Origin of the sequence: Cellvibrio sp. BR, from assembly GCF_000263355.1 — a bacterium.
Classification (GTDB): Bacteria; Pseudomonadota; Gammaproteobacteria; order Pseudomonadales; family Cellvibrionaceae; genus Cellvibrio.
Window position 1 is genome coordinate 192,878 of record NZ_JH668204.1, and the last position, 19,753, is coordinate 212,630.

Annotated in this window: 13 protein-coding genes; 6 read left to right on the forward strand and 7 right to left on the reverse strand. The window is 49.5% G+C overall.

The window, feature by feature from the left end; genetic code table 11:
• Positions 1 to 77: 77 nt before the first annotated feature.
• From O59_RS16730 to O59_RS16760, 7 genes are all read right to left on the reverse strand, one after another.
• Positions 78 to 1,016: a HEAT repeat domain-containing protein gene (locus O59_RS16730; protein ID WP_007644722.1), complete on the reverse strand. Its 939-nt coding sequence runs from the start codon at positions 1,014 to 1,016 to the stop codon at positions 78 to 80.
• Positions 1,017 to 1,126: 110 nt separating this feature from the next.
• On the reverse strand, positions 1,127 to 2,182 hold the full coding sequence (locus O59_RS16735; protein WP_040393213.1) for a glycoside hydrolase family 11 protein: 1,056 nt from the start codon (positions 2,180 to 2,182) through the stop codon (positions 1,127 to 1,129).
• A gap of 521 nt (positions 2,183 to 2,703) precedes the next feature.
• Positions 2,704 to 3,915 (reverse strand): DUF1552 domain-containing protein, encoded by a 1,212-nt coding sequence (locus O59_RS16740; RefSeq protein WP_007644727.1) that lies wholly within the window; start codon positions 3,913 to 3,915, stop codon positions 2,704 to 2,706.
• Between the two features lie 49 nt (positions 3,916 to 3,964).
• Entirely contained in the window at positions 3,965 to 7,330 is a 3,366-nt protein-coding gene (locus O59_RS16745; protein ID WP_007644728.1) for a DUF1592 domain-containing protein, read from the reverse strand.
• 23 nt (positions 7,331 to 7,353) lie between these two features.
• Positions 7,354 to 8,415, reverse strand: a complete 1,062-nt coding sequence (locus tag O59_RS16750; protein ID WP_007644729.1) for a cellulose binding domain-containing protein — start codon at positions 8,413 to 8,415, stop codon at positions 7,354 to 7,356.
• A 162-nt stretch (positions 8,416 to 8,577) separates the two neighbouring features.
• Positions 8,578 to 9,204, reverse strand: coding sequence for a DUF2214 family protein (locus O59_RS16755; RefSeq protein WP_007644731.1), 627 nt, complete (start codon positions 9,202 to 9,204; stop codon positions 8,578 to 8,580).
• Positions 9,205 to 9,658: 454 nt separating this feature from the next.
• Entirely contained in the window at positions 9,659 to 9,907 is a 249-nt protein-coding gene (locus O59_RS16760) for a hypothetical protein (RefSeq protein WP_040393215.1), read from the reverse strand.
• Between the two features lie 118 nt (positions 9,908 to 10,025).
• On the opposite strand from O59_RS16760, the gene O59_RS16765 reads away from it, so the two are divergent.
• The 6 genes from O59_RS16765 to O59_RS16790 all read left to right on the forward strand — a co-directional run bounded on the left by O59_RS16765 (position 10,026) and on the right by O59_RS16790 (position 19,744).
• Positions 10,026 to 10,916, forward strand: coding sequence for a LysR substrate-binding domain-containing protein (locus tag O59_RS16765; protein ID WP_007644733.1), 891 nt, complete (start codon positions 10,026 to 10,028; stop codon positions 10,914 to 10,916).
• A gap of 531 nt (positions 10,917 to 11,447) precedes the next feature.
• Positions 11,448 to 14,336 carry a TonB-dependent receptor gene (locus O59_RS16770; protein WP_040393265.1) on the forward strand — a complete coding sequence of 963 codons (2,889 nt, stop codon included), beginning with the start codon at positions 11,448 to 11,450 and terminating at the stop codon, positions 14,334 to 14,336.
• Positions 14,337 to 14,437: 101 nt separating this feature from the next.
• Positions 14,438 to 15,652, forward strand: coding sequence for a glycoside hydrolase family 105 protein (locus O59_RS16775; protein ID WP_007644735.1), 1,215 nt, complete (start codon positions 14,438 to 14,440; stop codon positions 15,650 to 15,652).
• A 19-nt stretch (positions 15,653 to 15,671) separates the two neighbouring features.
• The gene (locus O59_RS16780) at positions 15,672 to 17,057 is read left to right on the forward strand and encodes a glycoside hydrolase family 28 protein (RefSeq protein ID WP_007644736.1); all 1,386 of its coding nucleotides are present in this window, start codon (positions 15,672 to 15,674) and stop codon (positions 17,055 to 17,057) included.
• A gap of 45 nt (positions 17,058 to 17,102) precedes the next feature.
• Positions 17,103 to 18,203: a beta-propeller fold lactonase family protein gene (locus O59_RS16785; protein WP_007644737.1), complete on the forward strand. Its 1,101-nt coding sequence runs from the start codon at positions 17,103 to 17,105 to the stop codon at positions 18,201 to 18,203.
• Positions 18,204 to 18,373: 170 nt separating this feature from the next.
• Positions 18,374 to 19,744, forward strand: a complete 1,371-nt coding sequence (locus tag O59_RS16790; protein WP_007644739.1) for an MFS transporter — start codon at positions 18,374 to 18,376, stop codon at positions 19,742 to 19,744.
• The last annotated feature ends 9 nt before the right edge of the window (positions 19,745 to 19,753 follow it).

Consider the following 19,753-nt stretch of genomic DNA (forward strand, 5'->3'; position numbering starts at 1 on the left):
CATTTTTTTTGGATATTTTTTGGAGGTTTTTTTGATATTTATTGGTCTGTTTTACACTGATTTTTTTCGCATCACTATTACTGTGCAATTGGCAATAAATTGGCTGCTATATCATTGCTCGCGACTTTGGTGCGCGCCTGTTCACTTAAATTTTGCAATTGACTAATCACGTCGTTGGCGAGCCAGCTCACGGCTGGGTCGGGATCATTGCGCAAATTTTCCGCCATGCGAATATGGCTCTGGTTGCCGGTGGCGCGCAGGGCGAGTAGGGCATCCAGTTTTACGCCGGTATCGCTGTCTTGCAGTAGCGGGGCAATGGCGGTGGCCGCGTTGGCGTAACCGGTTTTTGCCAATGCCACCAATGCTTGTTGACGCTCTTGCGGAGTGTCGCTCTCCAGTTTGGTTTGCAGCTTCGCGATGTGCTGCTCCAGCAAACGGTTATCGCCACGCAGCGACATTACCTGCGCTGCCACTCGTTTTATTTCCTCGTTGCTCTGTTGCTGATAGAGCGACTCCAGCGCGTAATCGGGCAGGATGCTGTGATTGTTCGCCAGATCCACAATACTTTTGCTGGCGATGGCTAGATTGTCGCGCCCCGGGTTCTGCGCTAAAAAATCGGTTAACTTTTCGGAGAAGCTACGGGCATCGCGATCAGACAGGGTGCCCAGTTCTTTTAGTTGTTGATTGCTGTTGGCTGTCACCGCAGCCGCGTCGAGTTCCGCATCGGCGGGGCTTTTGCTTGCAGAAATAGTTGCTGTTTTTTCGCCATTATTGGCGGTGGATATTTGAGTGGTGTTGTGTATGCGGGTGTCTGGGGCATATTGTTGCGCGGTTGTTAATGCCTGTTCTTGTTGCGCGAGTAAAAATTGCAAATCAAGAATTTTATTTTCCAGCTCGGTAATTTTATTAAGCTGCTGGCTGTCATCATTGCTCAGCATCATGACGCTATAACAAATCGCTGCACCCGCGAGTGCGGGTAACAAAAAATGTTTGTGTAAACCTGTGACAGTGTTCATGGCGTTGCCTCGTTATTATTAAAATATTTTTTATGATGGTAAAAAATAGATAAAAAAGGGGCAGAAAATCCGCCCCTTTTTTATGTCGTACAATAACGGCGAGTTAAGGATTACAAGTTGCCGTAACCAATTGCGCCGTTGCAGTGCATCCACTCGCTGCCACCATTGCCACCACCGCAGGCGCCATTTTGATAAACGCCGGTGTTGTAGGTTTGTGCTTCAGATTGACGAGTGCTGCCGTTGACGCTGATGTAATCCACCTGCACATCACGATTGCCCGAATCGTTAAAGTATTCCACCAATGAACCACCGGATAAGCTGGTAGACACAGTGTAGTTGGACATAGTGGTAGAGAGTGTCCAGGTTTGCACGGTGGTGTTATTCACTTTCAGGCGAATTTGTTCACCACCGACAGTGCCACGCGCGCGTACCACAATGGTTTTGTTGCCCGATGGCGCAGAGCTGGAGCTGCCGCCACCGCTGCTACCTTCGCTGACTGTAATGTCTGAACTGCCGGTGCTTTGATAGCCTTCGGTCGCCAGAACTTGATAATTATGCGCACCCAAATTCAAGCCTTTGCTGGCCCAGAAGTTAGCGTGGTTAGCAAAGGTGATGGTGCCAGAAATGTTGCCAAAACCTTTTTTCGGTGTGCGCACGCTGAAGTATTGATAAAAAGTTTGGGTGCCATCGATAGACGGCTGTTGCGTGCGCAGGCAGCGACGAACGTTGTAGGTAGCACCGTCACTTTGGAAGCTGCCGTAGTCAGTACCACCGGCGCAACTGGAAGGGTTGTAAGAGCCGTAGCTTTCAATCACGTAGTATTCAATCAGCGGGCTGCGGGTCCAGCCATAAAGTGCGAGGTAGGAGTTTTGTGAATCGTTTACGTTGTAGCTGCCGGAGTAGCTGATCACACGCGAGCTGCTGCCAGGGTTCCAACCTTTACCGCCCACCCAGTTGTTGGTGCCGCTATTCCATTGCGAGGTGTAACGTCCTCCGGCTTGCAGGGTCATGGTCGCGCTGCCGGAATCTTTCCAAAAGGTGTAATAAAAACCGTTGTTGGTGCCGGTGGAATTGGAGCTAAGGGTTTGTGCGCTAACCATTGAAGCGCAAAGTGCAGCAGCACCGATTAAACCACTAAAAAACATTTTGCCTGTTGTGAATTTCATTATTAGTTTCTCTTGTGAGCCGCTCAACCAATACCACCCATAGAGGAGGAGGGACTGTTGAAGGTTTACCTGCCTATTGCGGGCAGATGTTTATCAAACGCCATACGACATGCTGTTATTGTTAAAACGGCGTGACGTTTTGATGTGAAATTTATAGCGCTGCACCAATGTTCTTGTCAATAAAACAATAAGCATATTGTCAAATAAACTATATTGGTTTTTTTTAGATTTTTTTGGCTGAATTTACGTGTAAATATTTTTTTAAAGGTTGAATAAATTTGCTAAAAATTGCGTCACTTTTTTATGCGTGAATAGGTTTTGATGAGGGAAATTATTTTTCTGAAATGGTTTTTTATGGGCGAAAAAAAATAGCGTTATTGCGCTACAAAAATTGTACCCAAACAGGAAAAGCAGAGGCATAAAAAAAGCTCCGGAGTGGATGTGTGATACATCTGCTCCGGAGCTTGCTGATTAACAATCCCTATTACAAAAACGGCGCATCCTTACCAATCGGCGGGTGTTTAAAGCCCGGCGATAGTGGAGTTAGCCCAGGTGCGGTACAGCGCACCGTTAGGGCTTTGATCCGCACGCAATTTCAAGCCGAGGGTTTGATAAATCTCGGATTGGGTTTTGCCGCCAATATCGATCACACGGCCACCAGTAATACCGGCGCCCGCTACTATCATCGGTACGTTGTTGTTGCCGTGGGAGTCTGCGTCACCCATGTCAGAAACCTGGGTCACAATCGTTGAGCTAAACAGCCCACGCTCGTTGATCTTATCCAGCAGGTAGCGGGTTAAGCCCTGCATGTAGACAATATCTTCGGTGTAGGCCAAAGGCACGTTGCCCTGATTGTGGTGCGATTGGTGCGACTCACGCCCGAGTACATCAAAGAAATGGGTATGCGCATCGGTACCAAAGGCGATGGACGCAGAAGCGGTCAAATTACAGCTCAGCGCCAAGGCCACAATGTCAGCGTGCAACTTGGCGGTTGCATCAAACCCACTGGCGGTGGTGTTGGAGAGCTGTGGACAGGAGCCGCCAGGATTGCTGCCGCCGGTATCGATGGCGGTTTCAATCTCGCGAATCGCGGTGAAGTGGCTATCCAGCTTCTCTTTCTCGTGTTGCCCCAGTTTGTTTTGCAAACTGCTGATCGCTGCATAGTGCAAGTCCACCACCGACTGGCGTGGCGCTGTGCCTGAACCGTTGCCACCACCACTGCCACCACCGGAAAAGAGCACGTCAAGCGCAGCTTGCGGGCTGGTGATCAGCGGTCTACCGGTATAACCCTCGCGGCTGAGTGCCGATTCCGCCGTGGTACCCACATTCAGGTATTTCACCGGGTAATTGGCGCCAATGGTACGGCCGAGGTTCACATCAAAACTGTCCTCAGACCAACTGCCGTTGTTGAAGCGGTGAAACATTACCCCGTGACCTGCGCCGCTGAGCGAGGCGCTTTTAAACATTGCGATACGGTTGTAGTGAGTTTGCAGTGGCGCTGACTGAACGGGCAGGGTGCTCCCTGACGGGAACCACTTATCCGGGTGGCAACCGCCGCCGGAAAACACCAGGCAGTGCTTGGTGGGAGTGCCGGATTGGGCTTCTGCGGTGCGCGCCAACATAACGCCTGCCAGAATGCTGGAGGCTTGAATTAATCCCGCAGCGATACCGGCATGTTTGACGACTTTCAGGAAGTCTCTGCGTTCTTTGTCGAAGCAGTCTTTGTATCTCATGTTATTTACTCCAATTCGTTAACAAGGCGATGAGTGTGAGGGGCGCGCATTAGCGCGCCCACTCCTGCCGGTACATCACAGAATCCAATGCGGGAATTTCTTCAAGCATTGCCCTTGGGCCACTGGTGCTCAGTACATTGGTCAGGTCGGCAATGTCGCAGCGATAAGCGTCTTCTTCCGCTTTACTGATGCGCGAATAGCCAACATCCCTTGTTGAATCAATCAGGAAGATCGAATGGATACCGGTGCTGTAGCTGACAAACTGGGTTGCCAGACAGCTTTGCGCAAGGCTCGATACCATGGGGTCTTCTACCACTGTGCGCGCGAGATCCTTACCGCCATTAAATTGAATGGCTGGCGAGTAAATCACGCGATCCGGGTCGTTGAGGAACTGCAATTGCGGGTAGGGCGAGAAGAAGGTGCCTGCCGCGTTAATCGCATTACCTTTCAGGTCAACTGAACGCACGCGACCGAGGCTGTCGTAGTTCTCCATGCCGCCGCCGAGTGGGTTGATGATCTCGCCATGGCAGTTGGAGCAGCTGGTGCCAGAGGTGATGCGGTCAAAGATCATGCGCTGGGTGGTGTGCGGGTTCTCAAAGAACTCTTTATCACGCGCAGCCAATGCTTCTCGGTCCAGGCTCACACCTGATGGTGGTTCTGGAATGTCCTGACACATCATCCGGCGACGCAGGGCAACGGCACGGGTGACCATGTTGGCATCGGTCGCACTGGCGTAACGTGACAGGAAGGCGCCAGAGATCAAGATCCCGCCGCGGTCGCTGGTTGCGGTGCTGACGAAGCCATCGCTATCGGCGCCGTTGGCGTTGTAGGGCAAGCCATAAAGGTTGGCCAGGCGCTGGTTCACGTGGGTGTAGCTGGGGTTGTACAGCGAGGCGAAACTGGAGCCGCTGCCCAACATGGCCTGGGCAAAGTTTTTACCCAATTCCAGCTTCATGTCGTTGGCCAGAGTGGCAAAGTCGGTTACACCGCTCTTCTCTTTGATCTCCAACTGTTCGGTACCCAACCAGCGGTTCACAAAGTCGCCCAGCAATACACGGGTATTGGCCGAGTTCAGCAGCAGTGCCGCCTGTTGGCGCACGCCAGCCACTGTATTCAAATCGCCACGGCCAGCAGCCGCCAGCAAATCTGCACTGGGGGTGGTGCCGGTAAAGGTGTAGCTCATGAAGGTCGCCATCTCATAGCCGTCCAGCTTGTAAGCGCCGCCACTGGCGGTGCCCAACTCAGAGCGGTACAGGAATTGTGGTGACGACAACATCGCGGCCAGTGCGATTTCCATTCCTTCGGTTACTGTACGGCCACCGGTGGTGCCGCGTGCAACGCCGCGGTATGCGGTTTGCTCATCGGCTGTTAATGGGCGGCGGAAAATGCGCGGTGCCAGTTCGTTCACCAGCTTGTCGGCGCAAGTGGTGCTTGGGCTACAGGCCAATACTGCGTTCCAGCGGCTTGCTACATCGGTAGCAATACGTTCGGCGGTAGAGATGTAGCTGGTGTAGCGGTTTTTATCCACGATCAGGGTGTTGTTGTTCATGAATGAGCCGGCGATAAAGTCGTCGGGCAAACGTGAAATGACATCCTGAGTGTAACCCACCAAGTCGCGTACCGAGCGTTGATACTCGTTTTTGGTCAGTAAGCGCAGGGTGCGTTGGCCGTAGGTTGGGCCGGTGTTTGGGCAGCTGAAGTTGGATACCGGATTGTCCGGAATGCCGTCAGACGGTCTGCGCCAGGTCCAGATATAGGCTTCCAAATCCGCTGCGCATTGGCCGGTACAGCTGCCTGGGTCGGTCTGTGGCATCCACATGGCAATAAAGTCGCGCAGGCTGCGATCCTGATTGTCCTGACTGTGGCGATAGACCGAGCGGTTCGGGTTCAGCGGTGCTGCTGCTGGCGTACCGTTGGCATTTTTCTCTCCATCTACCCCGTGACAGGCTACACAGCTTTGGGTATTCCACAGGGTTGATCCGCGGCTGGCGTCGCCAATAATTTCACCGCTCCCACTTGAGCTGCTGGAGCTCGAACTGCTGGACAAGCTGCTGGCGGAGCTGAGTGAGCTAGTGCTGGTAGCGCTGGAGCTGCTGGAAGAACTTTGGCCGTTGGAGTAGACCAGATTGATGGCGTTGCTAGCCACTGAAGGCACACTGTCGCGGTAGCTAATTACCTTGTAATCGTAACTGCCGTAAGCAGAGAGCAGGTTCTCCATGAAGCTTGCGCTATTGGCGGTCAGATTGCTTTGGGTTGTCCAGCGGCCATCGGTGCCTTTGCGGCGAATCAGGAAGCCGGTTTCGTTGTTGCTCACATCCGCCCAGGTCAGCGTCGCTTCGCCGGTAACCTGGCTCAGGTTACCCATCAAGCTGGCCGGTGCGGCAGGTGCCGTTGGCAGCGTGATCGCGGCAATGTTGGTGGGGTTGTCACGGGTGAGGAACATCTTGAAGTACACCGGTGTTTTCTCGCCGATTGCACTCAAATTGGCAACCACACGCAGCGCTTCAACACCGGCATTCAGTTCAAAATCAACGCTATTGACCACTATAGGGCGACGCGGTGACACACTGATGCTGGTGCTGCTGTGTTTGATGATGGTGGCATCGAAACTGATCGGTTTATTTACCGCATGCAGAATCAAATTACCGGTCAAGGTTTGTACCTGCATAGCACCTACGGCCATGGCATCCAACGCACTCATATCCAGCTGCGTTGTAAAGTGCAGGCTGGGCAGGTAGCTGGATTCAAACAACAGGTTTTGCATGCGCGTATTGCGAATATCAAACCCGGTTGAAATGCTCGCCAGAGGAATGGTCAGCGTTGCGTTACCGCTTGTCGCCACCGTGCCTTGCAGTTGGGTAAAGGTAAAGGTTTCCGCTGTGTTGGTGTTTTTAACCGCAACAAAGTGGAAGCTGGACTTGGTGGCATCCAACAGCCAGCGCGCCGCTACCGATGGCGCAACACTGCTACTTGAGCTGCTGGAGCTACTGGGTGCAATGCTGCTTGAACTGCTGCTTACCGGAGTGCTGCCATTACAGCTTGCGCCGTTGAGTGTAAAGGCGGTGGGCACTTGGGTGCTGGGGTTATTCACCACAAAACCAAACTGTGCACTGGCATTAGTTGCCAGGTTGCCGTTGTAGGCGGCGTTGTTGACACACACATTTTTGCCGGTGGCGGTGAAGGTTCCATCCCACAGGTTGGCAATAGTTTCACTGCCATTGAATGTCCAGCACAGCTGCCAGCTAGTCACTGCGGCACCGTTATTTTTGACGGCGACGGCAATTTGCGCACCACTGCCCCAGCTATTGGTTGTTGTGTAGGAAACATCGCATAGGTTTTGCGCTGTTGCTGGCACTGCCAGTGCAAGGGCTAAACCGAATGGGGAGAGCGCGGAGAGTTTACGTAAGTTTTTCATAATGGTTTCTCTTTAGCCTCCAATTAGCGCGCGTCAAAAACAAGCGCGAAGTCCACAGGCACTGCCGCACTGATCGATGTCAAGTTGACAATCGCACGCAGGGCTTCCACGCCGGCAGTCAGGTTGAAATCACCCGCACGAGTTAACACCGGGGCCATGCTCTGCACCAAAATGCGCGAATTGGACAGGCGCTGTACCGATACCCGGGTAGTCACCGGAAAGCTCACGCCATGCAAGTTGATATTGGCGCTCACATCGGTCTGGGTGGTTTGCCCCAAAGCTAATGTGCTGAGCAGTGTGCCCGGTACGGCGACAGAAATGGTGGCGGTGGGGAAGCTGGCGGTTTCAAACAGCAAATCGCGCACTCGTTGGTCGCGCAGGGCAACACCGGTGCTGACGCTGTTCAGGTCGATCGTCACGGTTGCCAAGCCATCGCTGCCAATGACACCGGTCAAGGTTGTGAAGGTGTGAACTTCCACGTTGTGGGTATTTTTAGTGGTGACAAAATTCAGATAGGAGGCGCTGCTATTGAGATCCCACGCTGCCTGATTTACCGCCGATGAAGACGAGCTGGTTGTCATACTGCTCGACAGCGACGAAGAACTGGAAGAAACCGGCGTTGGGCTGGAGCTGACAGATGCTGCGGAAGAGCTACTTGCTGACGACGCAGCGGCACCACATGCGGCACCAGTTACCTGCGGTACTTCAGGCGCTGCACTGCCTTTGCTGCCCTGAAAGCCTATCTCTACTGTTTGGTTTGGCTGAATACTGCCATTCCAACTCAAATTGGAGGCGGAGTAGGGGTTGGTGCCGCTGTAGTTGGCATTCCAGCTGCTGGTCAGGCGATTGTCACCGCTGTATTGCCAGCTCACATTCCAGCCATTGATCGTACTAGTGCCACTGTTGGTTATTCTAATGGCGGCAGTGAACCCGTTATTCCACTGGTTGGTGACTACATACTGACAGCCAGCATACACCTTGGCTGACAGTACAACAGTTGCCAGGCTGAACCCCAGCAGGCAGAGCGATCGGGTAACCCTGCCCCGTGGGCGCGGGGTGATCGCAGAGGCGGTAAAACTACTCATGGTGTTTTCCTCTTAAGTGAATGTCGGGCGAACCCGGCAAGGGGCCTTCAATAACCGGCAGCTGCTGAAACCCCACGCAACTGCCAATTAATCGACGGGTAAATAGCGCCCAAACAGTTGTTGCACTCGCTGTTTGAACTGTTAAAAAAAACGGTAGGCTCATCAGGTTTTTGAAATTCGTTTAGTGAGCTGAATTGAGTCGGTAAGTAGCGGCGGCTCCGGGCGATTATTATTTCCGCCTCCTTTCGACGGTGGTAATGAATGAATAAATGTCTGCCCGACAATGCACGCTGGGGCGAGCAAAAAGAAATACACCAACATCACAAAGCTGTAATCAACGGTGTAATTCCATGGGCGTGCAATACCCAAGTAACAAGCGAACAACCAGGAAACGCTGGAGACAACCCCAGTAAAAATGACTAATGTTTTTTCAATATTGCCCAACCCCAAAATGCCACGGCTGGATACCACGCGCGGAAAACTGAAGTGATGTAACGCTATACCATTGAGTGTAAGAATTCCTATCACGGTGAACTTGGCCCAGAGTTTTTGATTTAATAAATACTCTTGCGGATTGTCTATATAGCCAATTACCACCAGCATTAATCCAGAAATCCACAGCACAACCAAGGCGAGCGAAATTATTTTTGCCGCGCGTTGCAATTCGTCAATCGCTTGGCTTGGTAAAGCGCGGCCACGGGTTTTTGCCAACGCTAAATCCTGTATCAATAAAATGCCCACCGCCACACAGGCAGCAATTAAATGAACATAAATAATTAGGGTTTTCATGGGCCAATCCGCTGTTCTATTGTTGTTTTTGAATCAATCACTATCACTGCGGGTGAAATGATTGCGCTAACGTTTTGATTTGTTCAAAAAGCGAAAAATAAAAATTCGCAGCTAAAAGCAAAACGGTTTTTTTAAGGCAATAGAAACCACTGCGCTCTGTGCAGGCACAAAAACGATCGTGGTTGGTCGATGAGGGTTGTAAAGCGACAGAACAAAATCGTTTTACGGGGCATTGCGCGCGATAAACGCGTTGGCTCTCACAGCTCGGTCAAACTTTTTAATTATATTTTTTTACTAATGATTTTTTGTTGTTCGTACCCGCATTCCAAAATTATTTGAACTAGTGGAGAAGGGTACTTGTATGCGAAGCGCATGTTGCTTGCAAATCATACAAAAAATTGTGCGCTAGTCCACTAAAATGTGAGTAATTCCGGTGCAGTAATTCACGAAAAAATTATTTTGTCGCTAAAAATTTTATTTTGGCGCGTAAATCAATTTTTATTTTTTGCTGTTTTTCAGATTTGATCAGGTGATTTACTAAAAATTTTTTTTCTAAAAAAGTTAAAAACTTTTTGCTAATTAATTTTCCAGTAGTTATTTTTTTCAAGCATGAATTTATGGTTTGCGGGTGAAAATTTGTGTGCAGATTCGTCGGTGGGTAAAGGGTAACAAAATAGAAACTTGCGGCTAGTGGTGAGGTCACGGGCGCCACTCTTTCGGGATAGGTGTGTTTGTTTGTCGTCAGGTGGTAACTTGCATTTTGGTCTCATCCCATCTAAACATGGCATTAGTTTGTATTTATTAATGCGGAAGATGAATCGATGTTTGAAATCAGTCAGTTGCGGTGTTTTGTGGCGGTAGCCGAAGAATTGCACTTTAGTCGGGCGGCAGAGCGACTGAATATGACCCAGCCTCCCTTGAGCCGGCAGATTCGCCTATTGGAACATCATGTCGGTGCGCAGTTGCTGGAGCGTACCAGTCGCACGGTGCGGTTAACGGCGGCAGGCAAAGCTTTTTTTCCGGACGCAGCGCGTATTCTGCGGTTGGCCGAGGAGGCAGCGGCAACGGCGCGCAGAAATGCAAAAGGCGAGAAAGGTTCGCTCTCTATTGGTTTTACCGCCTCCTTTGGTTATCACTTGCTGCCGGCCATGGTGCGGCGCTTGCGTGAACTGGCGCCCGACGTCTCCCTCACGCTCAAGGAGTTAGTGACCGGCGCCCAGTTGGAGGCGCTGCATGCTGGGGTGCTGGATGTTGGTTTGGTGCGCCCGCACAGTCATGATGGTGAATTGGAAACCGTGTTTCTTGCCGGAGAGGAGCTTTACCTGGCAATCCCCAAGCAGGACGCTGACCTCTGGCCAACCGAGCCTGACCTGACGTGCCTTCAGTCAAAACCCTTCCTAATGTATTCACCCTATGAGGCGCGCTATTTTCACAACCTGCTGTCCAGCTGCTTTCAGCGCGAGGACGTGCTGCCCCAAATCGTAGAGTATGTGGCGCAAATGCATACCATGTTGGCGCTAGTGCAGTCGGGCATTGGTGTGGCGCTGATTCCCAAGTCGGCTTCCAGTTTGCATTTTGAGGGAATACTGCTGCGCCAGGTGATCACTACGCCGCCCAAGCCGGTGGAGATGGTTTACAGCTACCGCAAAGACAACAACAACCCAGCACTGGAGACTTTTCTGCAGGAGGTGTTACCAGAATTCAAAAGCTGATTCAGCTGTTGCCTCGCGCGCCACGATTGATACATGAATTAAATCGTTTTATCTAGTGATTGATTTGATTCGTGAATAACATGCGCTCAGAATCAGTCACATCAGCGGGTGGTTTGAAGCGACGTTAATAGCAATAAATTACGCGACTCTCTTATCAAATCATGCCGCAATAATTGGCCTTGCCCAGCTCAACCCATGAGAGGTGGATATGTTCAACCACAATCCGGCGCCAGTATTATCCGACTATCTTCGCTCATAGCGAACTTCCTGCGCTTCTGTAAAGAGGCGTGGGCTTTTTATTCAGTGCGATAGCAGTAAAAAATAATTTTTCTAATTGTATTTTTATCAACTAATCTTTTTTGAGCTATTTAGCTCACCATAAAAATATCCAGCTACAAATTTTTGAATTTATCGTCAGTGGCGGAAGTTCAAGTGTTACGCGGTTATAAAAATAAGATCGAAGAAGCGGCAATGGATAATAGGAATAAAATTAATACATTATCCAAATTAAAAAAACAGCGAGGAGTTTCTATGAGAAAGTTTACCCTAAATCCGCTCGTGCTGGCGATGGCTGCCAGTGTATTGCCTGCAACCAGTTTTGCGCAGGATGCATCTAACGATCAACTGGAAGAAGTCGTAGTTACTGGCAGCTTTCGCGCCAGCTTGGCTAATGCACTGAATACCAAGCGAACATCCGCAAATAATGTCGATGCCATTGTGGCAGAAGACATGGGCAAAATGCCCGACCTGAATCTCGCTGAATCTTTGCAGCGTGTGCCCGGTGTAGCTATTACCCGCGAAGGTGGCGAAGGTAGAAATATTACCGTGCGCGGCCTTGGCCCAAGTTTCTCTGCTACCACATTAAATGGTATGGAAGTGCCTTCCAGTACTGGTGGGTTGGATTCTTCCGGCGGTGTAAATCGCGGTCGTTCATTTGACTTTAATGTGTTTGCATCAGAATTATTTAACAAAATTATTTTGAATAAATCCTCCAAGGGTTCATTGGAAGAGGGCGGTTTGGCATCAACCGTAGAATTGTATTCCGCCAAGCCATTTGATAACCCTGGTCCGCACGCGGTAATTGGCGGTTCCATGGCGGTGGATAATTTAACCGGTGAAGATGACCCGCGTATTGTTGCAATGGCGAGCAATACTTTTGCTGATGATAAATTTGGTGTATTGGTCAGTTTTGCCCAGTCCGAGCGCAACATTCGTCAGGAAGGTTTTGGTACTGTGCGTTATACCTCGGCGTTTGATAACTCCAATAGAAGTTTTGTGGGTGATGATTCGACGGTGGCGATTACCGGTACCCCCGATCCATTGGCTAACTATCCAGAGTTGAACCCTGCAGACACTAAAGTAACAAGCGAATCATTGGATTACATGTTGTTCCCGCGCTTGCCGCGTATGGACTCGTTTAATACCGATCAAAAACGCACAGGCGTAACAGGTTCATTTCAGTTCCGCCCAACTGATCGCATGGAATTCACATTGGACTATTTAAAGTCTGATCTGAAAACTGAAGTTTCTTCCTACAATTTCTTTGCGCAATTCCGTAATACTTTTGGTTCGATTACGCCCACCAGTATTGTATTGGATGAGGCGGGCCGTGTCGCCGTTGCGGGCGAATTTACCGGTGTGACACCGCGCGTAGAAAGTCGCGGCCAATTCAGTGATACCGAATTTGAGCAGGTGGTGCTCTCTGGTAAATTTGACTTAACCGACAATTTAAAATTGGATGTGATGTTTGGTAATGCGGCAGTGGTGCATGACGAAGAGCAGTATCGTTTTAACCTTGATGCGCTCAACCCCACTTATGCCAATGCGGACGCACCGCGTCGCCAAGCGATTAATGGTCTGAACCCGACTTATTTCTCTTATGATTTCCGCGAGAACAGTGATATCGCAGAAATGACTTACGGTTTCGATATTAATAATCCACTCAACTACCATTTCACGGCGCCCACCATTCGTAAAGATATTGTAGAGCGCGAGAACGATACTTTCCGTTCAGATCTGACCTGGGATTTGGATGAATCAAGCATCAAGACCGGTGTGATTTGGAACGAGCGCAATATCACCTCTGAGCGCCACGACCCAACTGAGGGGTCTTTGACTGATCCGGTTGCACGGGTAAGCACGGGCTCCGGTACCAGCACGATTATGCCTATTACCTCAGCAAGCACTAATTTAGTCACTACCTTGTCGGCAGTGACCAAGGGTTACGGCGATGCAATTGATCCACCCGCAGGATTTCCTACTGATTTTGTGATTAACGATTTTGCGGCTACCAAAGCAGCTTATGGTGCAGGTTCATTCACCTTGAACCCGAATGATCCGTCAACCTTTGATGTGACCGAAAATACCGCCGGTATTTATGCCGAATACACTCGCAGTATGGAATTGGCAGGCATGCCATTAATGGTGAACACTGGCTTGCGTTACGTGGAAACTGAAGTGGAATCATTGGGTGTTGCAGGTGGAGTTGCCTCCAAGCGCAGCAGTGATTATGCCGAGTGGTTGCCATCACTTAACGCCACGTTGGAAGTGGTGGAGGATTTCCTGATTCGCTTTAGCGCCAACCGCAATTTATCTCGTCCTAATTTGTCCAGCATGACGGCGACCGTAAATGCGACGCCTATCAATGGCAATATTTCTGTGGGCAATCCTGGTCTCGATCCTATTATTGCTGATGCGGTGGATTTGGGCTTTGAATGGTATTTTGCCGAAGAGTCAGTATTAGGGATTACTTTCTTCCACAAAGATATCGACAGTTTTATTCTTAACAGTACCGTGTCTGGTTTATTGCCAGCTGACTTGAAAGCTATTATTGGCACGGCCTATCCACAAACCAATCCTGCTTCTCCGTCGTTTGATCCAAATGGTGTCAGCATGAATGATGAGTGGAATATTTCCACGCCCATCAATGGTGAAGGCGCTAAATTGGATGGCTATGAAATTTCCTATCAACAGCCTTTTAGTTTCTTGCCGGCAGCGCTTGAAGGTTTCGGTGTATTTGCTAACTACACCTATGTTGATTCCGAAATCACGTATCCAGGTGATATCAAAGGCACACTAACCGGGTTGTCTGAAAACAGCTACAACTACGGTATTTATTTTGAGCGTGAGCAGTTTGGTGCGCGCGTGGTGGTGAATGGTCGCGACGATTACGTAACTGCTATTCCAGGCAGCGACAGAAACTATTCAGAAAACACTACCGGTCCAACCCGTGTTGATATGTCGGCGTTTTACAATATTACCGACAATATCAAAGTTAGCCTTGAAGTCATTAACCTGACGGAAGAGGACGAACGTCTTTACACAACCGGCCCACTCAGTTCTGGTGGCGATCTGAATTTGGTGCGCGAGATCAACAATACCGGTCGTGAAATTAGCTTGGGCCTTCGTGCGACCTTCTAAGGTTTGTTAGTCGTTATTTTCCTGCATTAATCCACCGAACCATTGGCAATTGCCGATGGTTCGGTGTTCTCCTGCAAATTTTATTTCCTGGATCAATCGCCATGAAAAAATTTCTCTCCTCTGCGCAGCTATTAATAGCTGGTGCTATGTTTAGCCTCTGCCTTTCTGTTCACGCACAAACCTCTGCCGACAACAGCGCGCTGGCTACTGCGGAACTGATGGCCAAGTCCATTATGCAGCGCCACCCGGAAGCCTGGACTATGCGCGAATTCAAACAGCTCAAAGAGCCGGAATGGGGTTACCCTTATTCGCTAGTGCTGTACGGATTTCAAAAACTTTATTTAAAAACCGGTAACGAAGTTTACCTGGCGTATGCCAAAACCTTTGTGGATCAGTTAATCGACGCGCAGGGAAACATAAAAGGTTATGCGATTACCGAATTTAATATCGATTCGATTAATCCTGGAAAACTTTTATTTTTACTGCATGAAAAATATCAGGACCAGCGTTATTTAACCGCCATGCAAACATTGCGCACCCAGTTGCAATGGCAGCCGCGCACTACTGCAGGTGGCTTCTGGCACAAAAATATTTACCCCTGGCAAATGTGGTTGGACGGTCTGTACATGGGCGCGCCTTATTACGCCCAATACGCGCAACAATTTAACGAACCCGTTAAATCCTTTGATGATATCGCCCATCAATTTTTATTGATTGAAAGTAAAACCCGCGATGCAAAAACCGGATTGCTCTATCACGCGTGGGACGAAAGTCACTTGCAAGAATGGGCTAATAAAGAAACCGGTTTGTCGCCGCATTTTTGGTCGCGCTCCATGGGTTGGTATGTTATGGCGCTAGTGGATACCCTGGATTATTTTCCGCAAAACCACCCCAAACGTAAGGAGTTAATTCGTTTGTTAAATCAATTGGCGGAGGCATTGTTAAAAGTTCAGCATCCGAGTCACCTTTGGTATCAAGTAACCGACCAAGGTGATCGCTACGGCAATTATTTGGAAACCTCGGGCAGTGCTATGTTTGCCTACGCCTTTGCCAAGGGTTATAACAAAAAATATTTGCCGCAAAAATACCAAAAAATTGCGACGGATATTTTTAATGGCATAGTGCAGGGGCACACCGAGATTGATGAACTGGGCCGCATGCACTTAAAAAATACCTGTGGCAGCGCCGGGCTGGGCAATGAACCTTATCGCACCGGCACCTTTGAGTACTATGTCAGTGAAGCCATTCGCACCGATGACCCTCACGGGCTGGGGCCATTTATTTTGGCTGGTGTTGAAATTGCCGCATTTAAGTGATTGATAAGAGGTAAGGGTAATGATGACGAATAAAATGATATTAATTAAGGCCGCCATTTTGCTGCTGTTACTGCAGTGTACGTTGGTTTCAGTGGCGCAGGCCAAAACAGATTTTTATAAACAGTCTGACTGGAAACAAATGGATGTGATTCTGAAAAAAATAGAATCCCCTAAAATTCCGCAAACCGATTATGTGATCACCGCGTTTGGTGCCAGTGCGGATGCGCAGGCCGATGCACGGCCGGCAATTATGCGTGCGATTAATGCCGCCGCCAAAGCCGGTGGCGGGCGTGTTGTTATCCCGGCAGGAAAGTGGTTGTCCAATGGGCCGGTAGAATTGCAGAGCCGCATTAATTTACATTTGGAAGAGGGCGCAACACTCTTGTTCAGTGCCCAAACCAAACATTATTTACCAGCGGTATTTACACGCTGGGAGGGCACTGAAATTTACGGTTATTCGCCGCTGATTTACGCTAACAAAGTGACAGATGTGGCTATCACCGGTAAAGGCACTATTGATGGTAATGCACAAAGTGAATTTCTCGGCTGGGCAAAACACCAGGCGGCGGATATAGCCAAGTTGCGTCAAATGGGTTTTGATGGTGTGCCGTTGGAAAAAAGGCAATTTGGCGAGGGGCATTTTTTGCGTCCATCGCTGATTCAAATTCTCAATGCTGAGCGTGTGCTGTTGCAGGATTACACGGCGCTTAACTCACCGTTCTGGGTTAATCATTTGGTGTATACCGATCACGCGCAAGTGCGCGGTGTAAAAGTAGATAGTATGTTCGCCAACAATGATGGTTTGGATATAGATTCCGGTCGCTGGATTCTGGTTGAGAATAACCACTTCCGCACCGGCGATGATTCAATCGCGATTAAATCCGGTCGCGATTTGGACGGACGTACCATTGGCCGCCCCAGTGAAAATATTGTGGTTAGAAATAACCTTTTTGACGGTGAAGATGGTGTTGGTTTAGGCAGCGAAATGTCGGGCGGCATTAAAAATGTGTATTTCACCGATAATGATTACTTGAAAGGCACCTCCGCGTTTCGTTTAAAAGCCAATCTGGATCGCGGCGGCAGTGTAGAGCATGTGCGCATCCGCAATATGAAGATTGGCAGCGCCAAATATTTGTTCTGGTTCGATCTGAGTTACGTGGCTGGTTATTTGGGCGGAAACTTTCCCTCGCGCTATCAAGACATAGTGTTTGAAAATATCACTGTCGATAAAGTGGATACCTTTTTTATTAGCCACGCTCCGGAAGTGCAGCCGCTGCAAGATGTATTGTTTAAAAACATCAAGGTGAAATCCTCGGGTGAGTTTATGGAGTTTACCGGTTTAAAAAATGTTACTTTCTCTGATGTGGAAGTTAATGGCCAAAAAATGTCGGCACATTTTGAGTAGTGTGTTTTATGTAAAGAGTGTTTTTGTTTTGCGCGGTATTTAGCGGTGAATAGCGCTTTGCATTTACACGGGTTAATCAAAAGCCTGCTGTTGCTCTGGTTGAGTACGGCAGGATTTTTTTGTTATGCCGCCTCAGTTGTCTATGTTGCTAGCACTGATTCACACACTATTTCCGTATTTGCGCTGAATGAAACTAGCGGTCAATTATACCTGCAGCAGACGCTTGCGGTTGATGGCGCCGTGATGCCCTTGGCGCTGTCGCCCGACCGGCAGCTACTTTATGCCGCCATTCGCTCTACACCTTATCAATTAATCGTATTGGGAATTGATGGTGTCAGTGGAGGATTATCGTTGCGCGCCAAGCTGCCCGTCGCGGATAGCATGGCGAATATTTCTGTCGATCCAGCAGGGCGCTATTTATTTGCAGTCTCTTATGCCGGTAATACGATTAGTAGCTATCCGCTGAATACGCAGGGAATTCCTTCATCCCCAGTGCAGGTTTTGCCCGCGGGGAATCATCCACATCAAATCACTACCGACCCACAGCACCAATTTGTTTACGTGTCGCTCTTGGGTGAGGATCGTATGGATTATTTTCGTGTGAATCACACACTTAAATCTGCTCCACTGGTACCAATGAATACACCCGCATTACATACCGCTTCAGGCGCGGGGCCGCGTCATTTTGTGTTTTCCGCGCAGGGGCTTTTTTTGTATCTGGTAAATGAGTTGGGCGGTACAGTGCAGGTGTACCAGCGCAACGCTAGCAAGGGTTCTGCCACACTGTTGGAAAGCCATGTGCTGGCGGAAGGGGTAAAGCCCTGGGCGGCGGATATTCATCTCACACCCAATGGAAATTTTTTGTATGCCTCTGAGCGCACAAGCAGCACTATTTCCGGATTCAAGGTTAATCGCAACACGGGTCGTCTCAGTCCAGTTAGTCGTTGGGCGACTGAGCAGCAACCGCGGGCATTCCGGATTACCCCCGATGGCCGTTTTCTGTTGGTGGTGGGGCAGTTGTCGCAGCGCATAAGTGTGTATGCGATTAACCCGCATAGCGGTGAATTGCAGCTCGCATCCACTCATCAAACCGGGAAAAATCCGGCATGGATTGAGGTAGTGAATCTACCTGTGACCGCACGGTGATTTGATATAGCAACTCGTTAATGGCATTTATCAATACTCAAAGTGGATCAATTTATTTATCTATTGGTTTGATTTGGAAATAATAAGCTCGCAGAATTGACTGTGCGAATTTGTCGCTTGACCAAAAAGACATTAACAATAAAAAACCAAGACGTTGAGAGGTAGAAGTCATGGGCAGCGCACCAGTGCTTAGTTCCACCAGCAAGATTGCGGCGGCATCGCGTACCCGCTGGGGCATTCTGGCGATGCTGTTTATTGTTACCACCATTAATTACGCCGATCGCGCAACCATTGCGATTGCGGGGCCGGATGTTGCCAAAGACCTTGGTCTCACCTCGCTGCAAATGGGTTATGTATTTTCTGCCTTCGCCTGGTCCTATGTATTGGCGCAATTACCTGGGGGTTGGCTGCTGGATAAATTCGGTTCCAAAACCACCTATTTTTTCAGTATTTTTCTCTGGTCGCTGTTTACGCTGCTGCAGGGGTTTGTCGGTTTTGTTAGCGGTGGTGCGGCGCTGTTGCTGTTAATTGTCTTGCGCTTATTGGTGGGCGCCGCTGAGGCACCTGCCTTCCCGGGTAATAGCCGTATTACCTCCGCTTGGTTTCCCACTCACGAGCGCGGTTTAGCCGCATCTATTTTTAATTCTGCACAATATTTTGCCACTGTCGCTTTTGCTCCCTTAATGGGGTGGATGGTCTACTCCTTCGGCTGGCAAAGTATTTTCTTTTTTATGGGTGTGCTGGGTATTGTGCTGGCGCTTGTGTGGCGCAAGGTGATTTATAGCCCCAAAGAGCATCCGGCACTGAGTGCGAGTGAGTTGGATTACATATCACAGGGCGGCGCGTTGGTTGACTTGGACAGTGGCCGCAGCAATCAGCAAACAGCGAGCGTTAATACCTTTGCCTGCATCAAAGAATTATTAAGTTCGCGCATGCTGCTCGGTGTGTACATTGGTCAGTATTGTATTAACGCGCTCACCTATTTCTTTTTAACCTGGTTCCCGCTGTATTTGGTACAGGAGCGCGGCATGAATATTTTGCAGGCCGGTTTTTTAGCATCGCTACCGGCGATTGCCGGTTTTTTGGGTGGCATATCCGGCGGTTGGTTTTCGGATCGTCTCCTGAAAAAAGGTTACTCATTAACGGTGGCGCGCAAGCTGCCCATTGTGCTCGGCATGTTGATGTCCACCTCCATGATTGCCTGTAATTATGTGGATACCGATGTACTAATTATTGCGATTATGTCGCTCGCCTTTTTTGGCAAAGGCGTTGGCGCTTTGGGCTGGGCAGTGGTGGCAGATACCTCACCCAAGGAAGCGGGCGGGCTCTCCGGTGGCTTGTTTAATACTTTTGGCAATTCGGCGGGCATTGTTACGCCGATTGTGATTGGTTACATAGTGCATAGCACCGGCTCCTTTGCTGGTGCGCTGGCTTATGTGGGCGCCCATGCGGCGATAGTTATTATTAGTTACCTGTTTGTGGTGGGCGAAATAAAACGCATCACCCTGAGTAAATCTATTGCTAGTGAGCCGGTTAATTAATTTTCGGTG

Bases quoted from the DNA above. Each gene is read 5' to 3' on its own strand.
- O59_RS16750 (WP_007644729.1), bottom strand. From the start codon at position 8,415: ATGAGTAGTTTTACCGCCTCTGCGATCACCCCGCGCCCACGGGGCAGG.
- O59_RS16780 (WP_007644736.1), top strand. From the start codon at position 15,672: ATGATGACGAATAAAATGATATTAATTAAGGCCGCCATTTTGCTGCTG.
- O59_RS16770 (WP_040393265.1), top strand. From the start codon at position 11,448: ATGAGAAAGTTTACCCTAAATCCGCTCGTGCTGGCGATGGCTGCCAGT.
- O59_RS16765 (WP_007644733.1), top strand. From the start codon at position 10,026: ATGTTTGAAATCAGTCAGTTGCGGTGTTTTGTGGCGGTAGCCGAAGAA.
- O59_RS16735 (WP_040393213.1), bottom strand. From the start codon at position 2,182: ATGAAATTCACAACAGGCAAAATGTTTTTTAGTGGTTTAATCGGTGCT.
- O59_RS16775 (WP_007644735.1), top strand. From the start codon at position 14,438: ATGAAAAAATTTCTCTCCTCTGCGCAGCTATTAATAGCTGGTGCTATG.
- O59_RS16740 (WP_007644727.1), bottom strand. From the start codon at position 3,915: ATGAGATACAAAGACTGCTTCGACAAAGAACGCAGAGACTTCCTGAAA.
- O59_RS16790 (WP_007644739.1), top strand. From the start codon at position 18,374: ATGGGCAGCGCACCAGTGCTTAGTTCCACCAGCAAGATTGCGGCGGCA.
- O59_RS16730 (WP_007644722.1), bottom strand. From the start codon at position 1,016: ATGAACACTGTCACAGGTTTACACAAACATTTTTTGTTACCCGCACTC.
- O59_RS16755 (WP_007644731.1), bottom strand. From the start codon at position 9,204: ATGAAAACCCTAATTATTTATGTTCATTTAATTGCTGCCTGTGTGGCG.
- O59_RS16745 (WP_007644728.1), bottom strand. From the start codon at position 7,330: ATGAAAAACTTACGTAAACTCTCCGCGCTCTCCCCATTCGGTTTAGCC.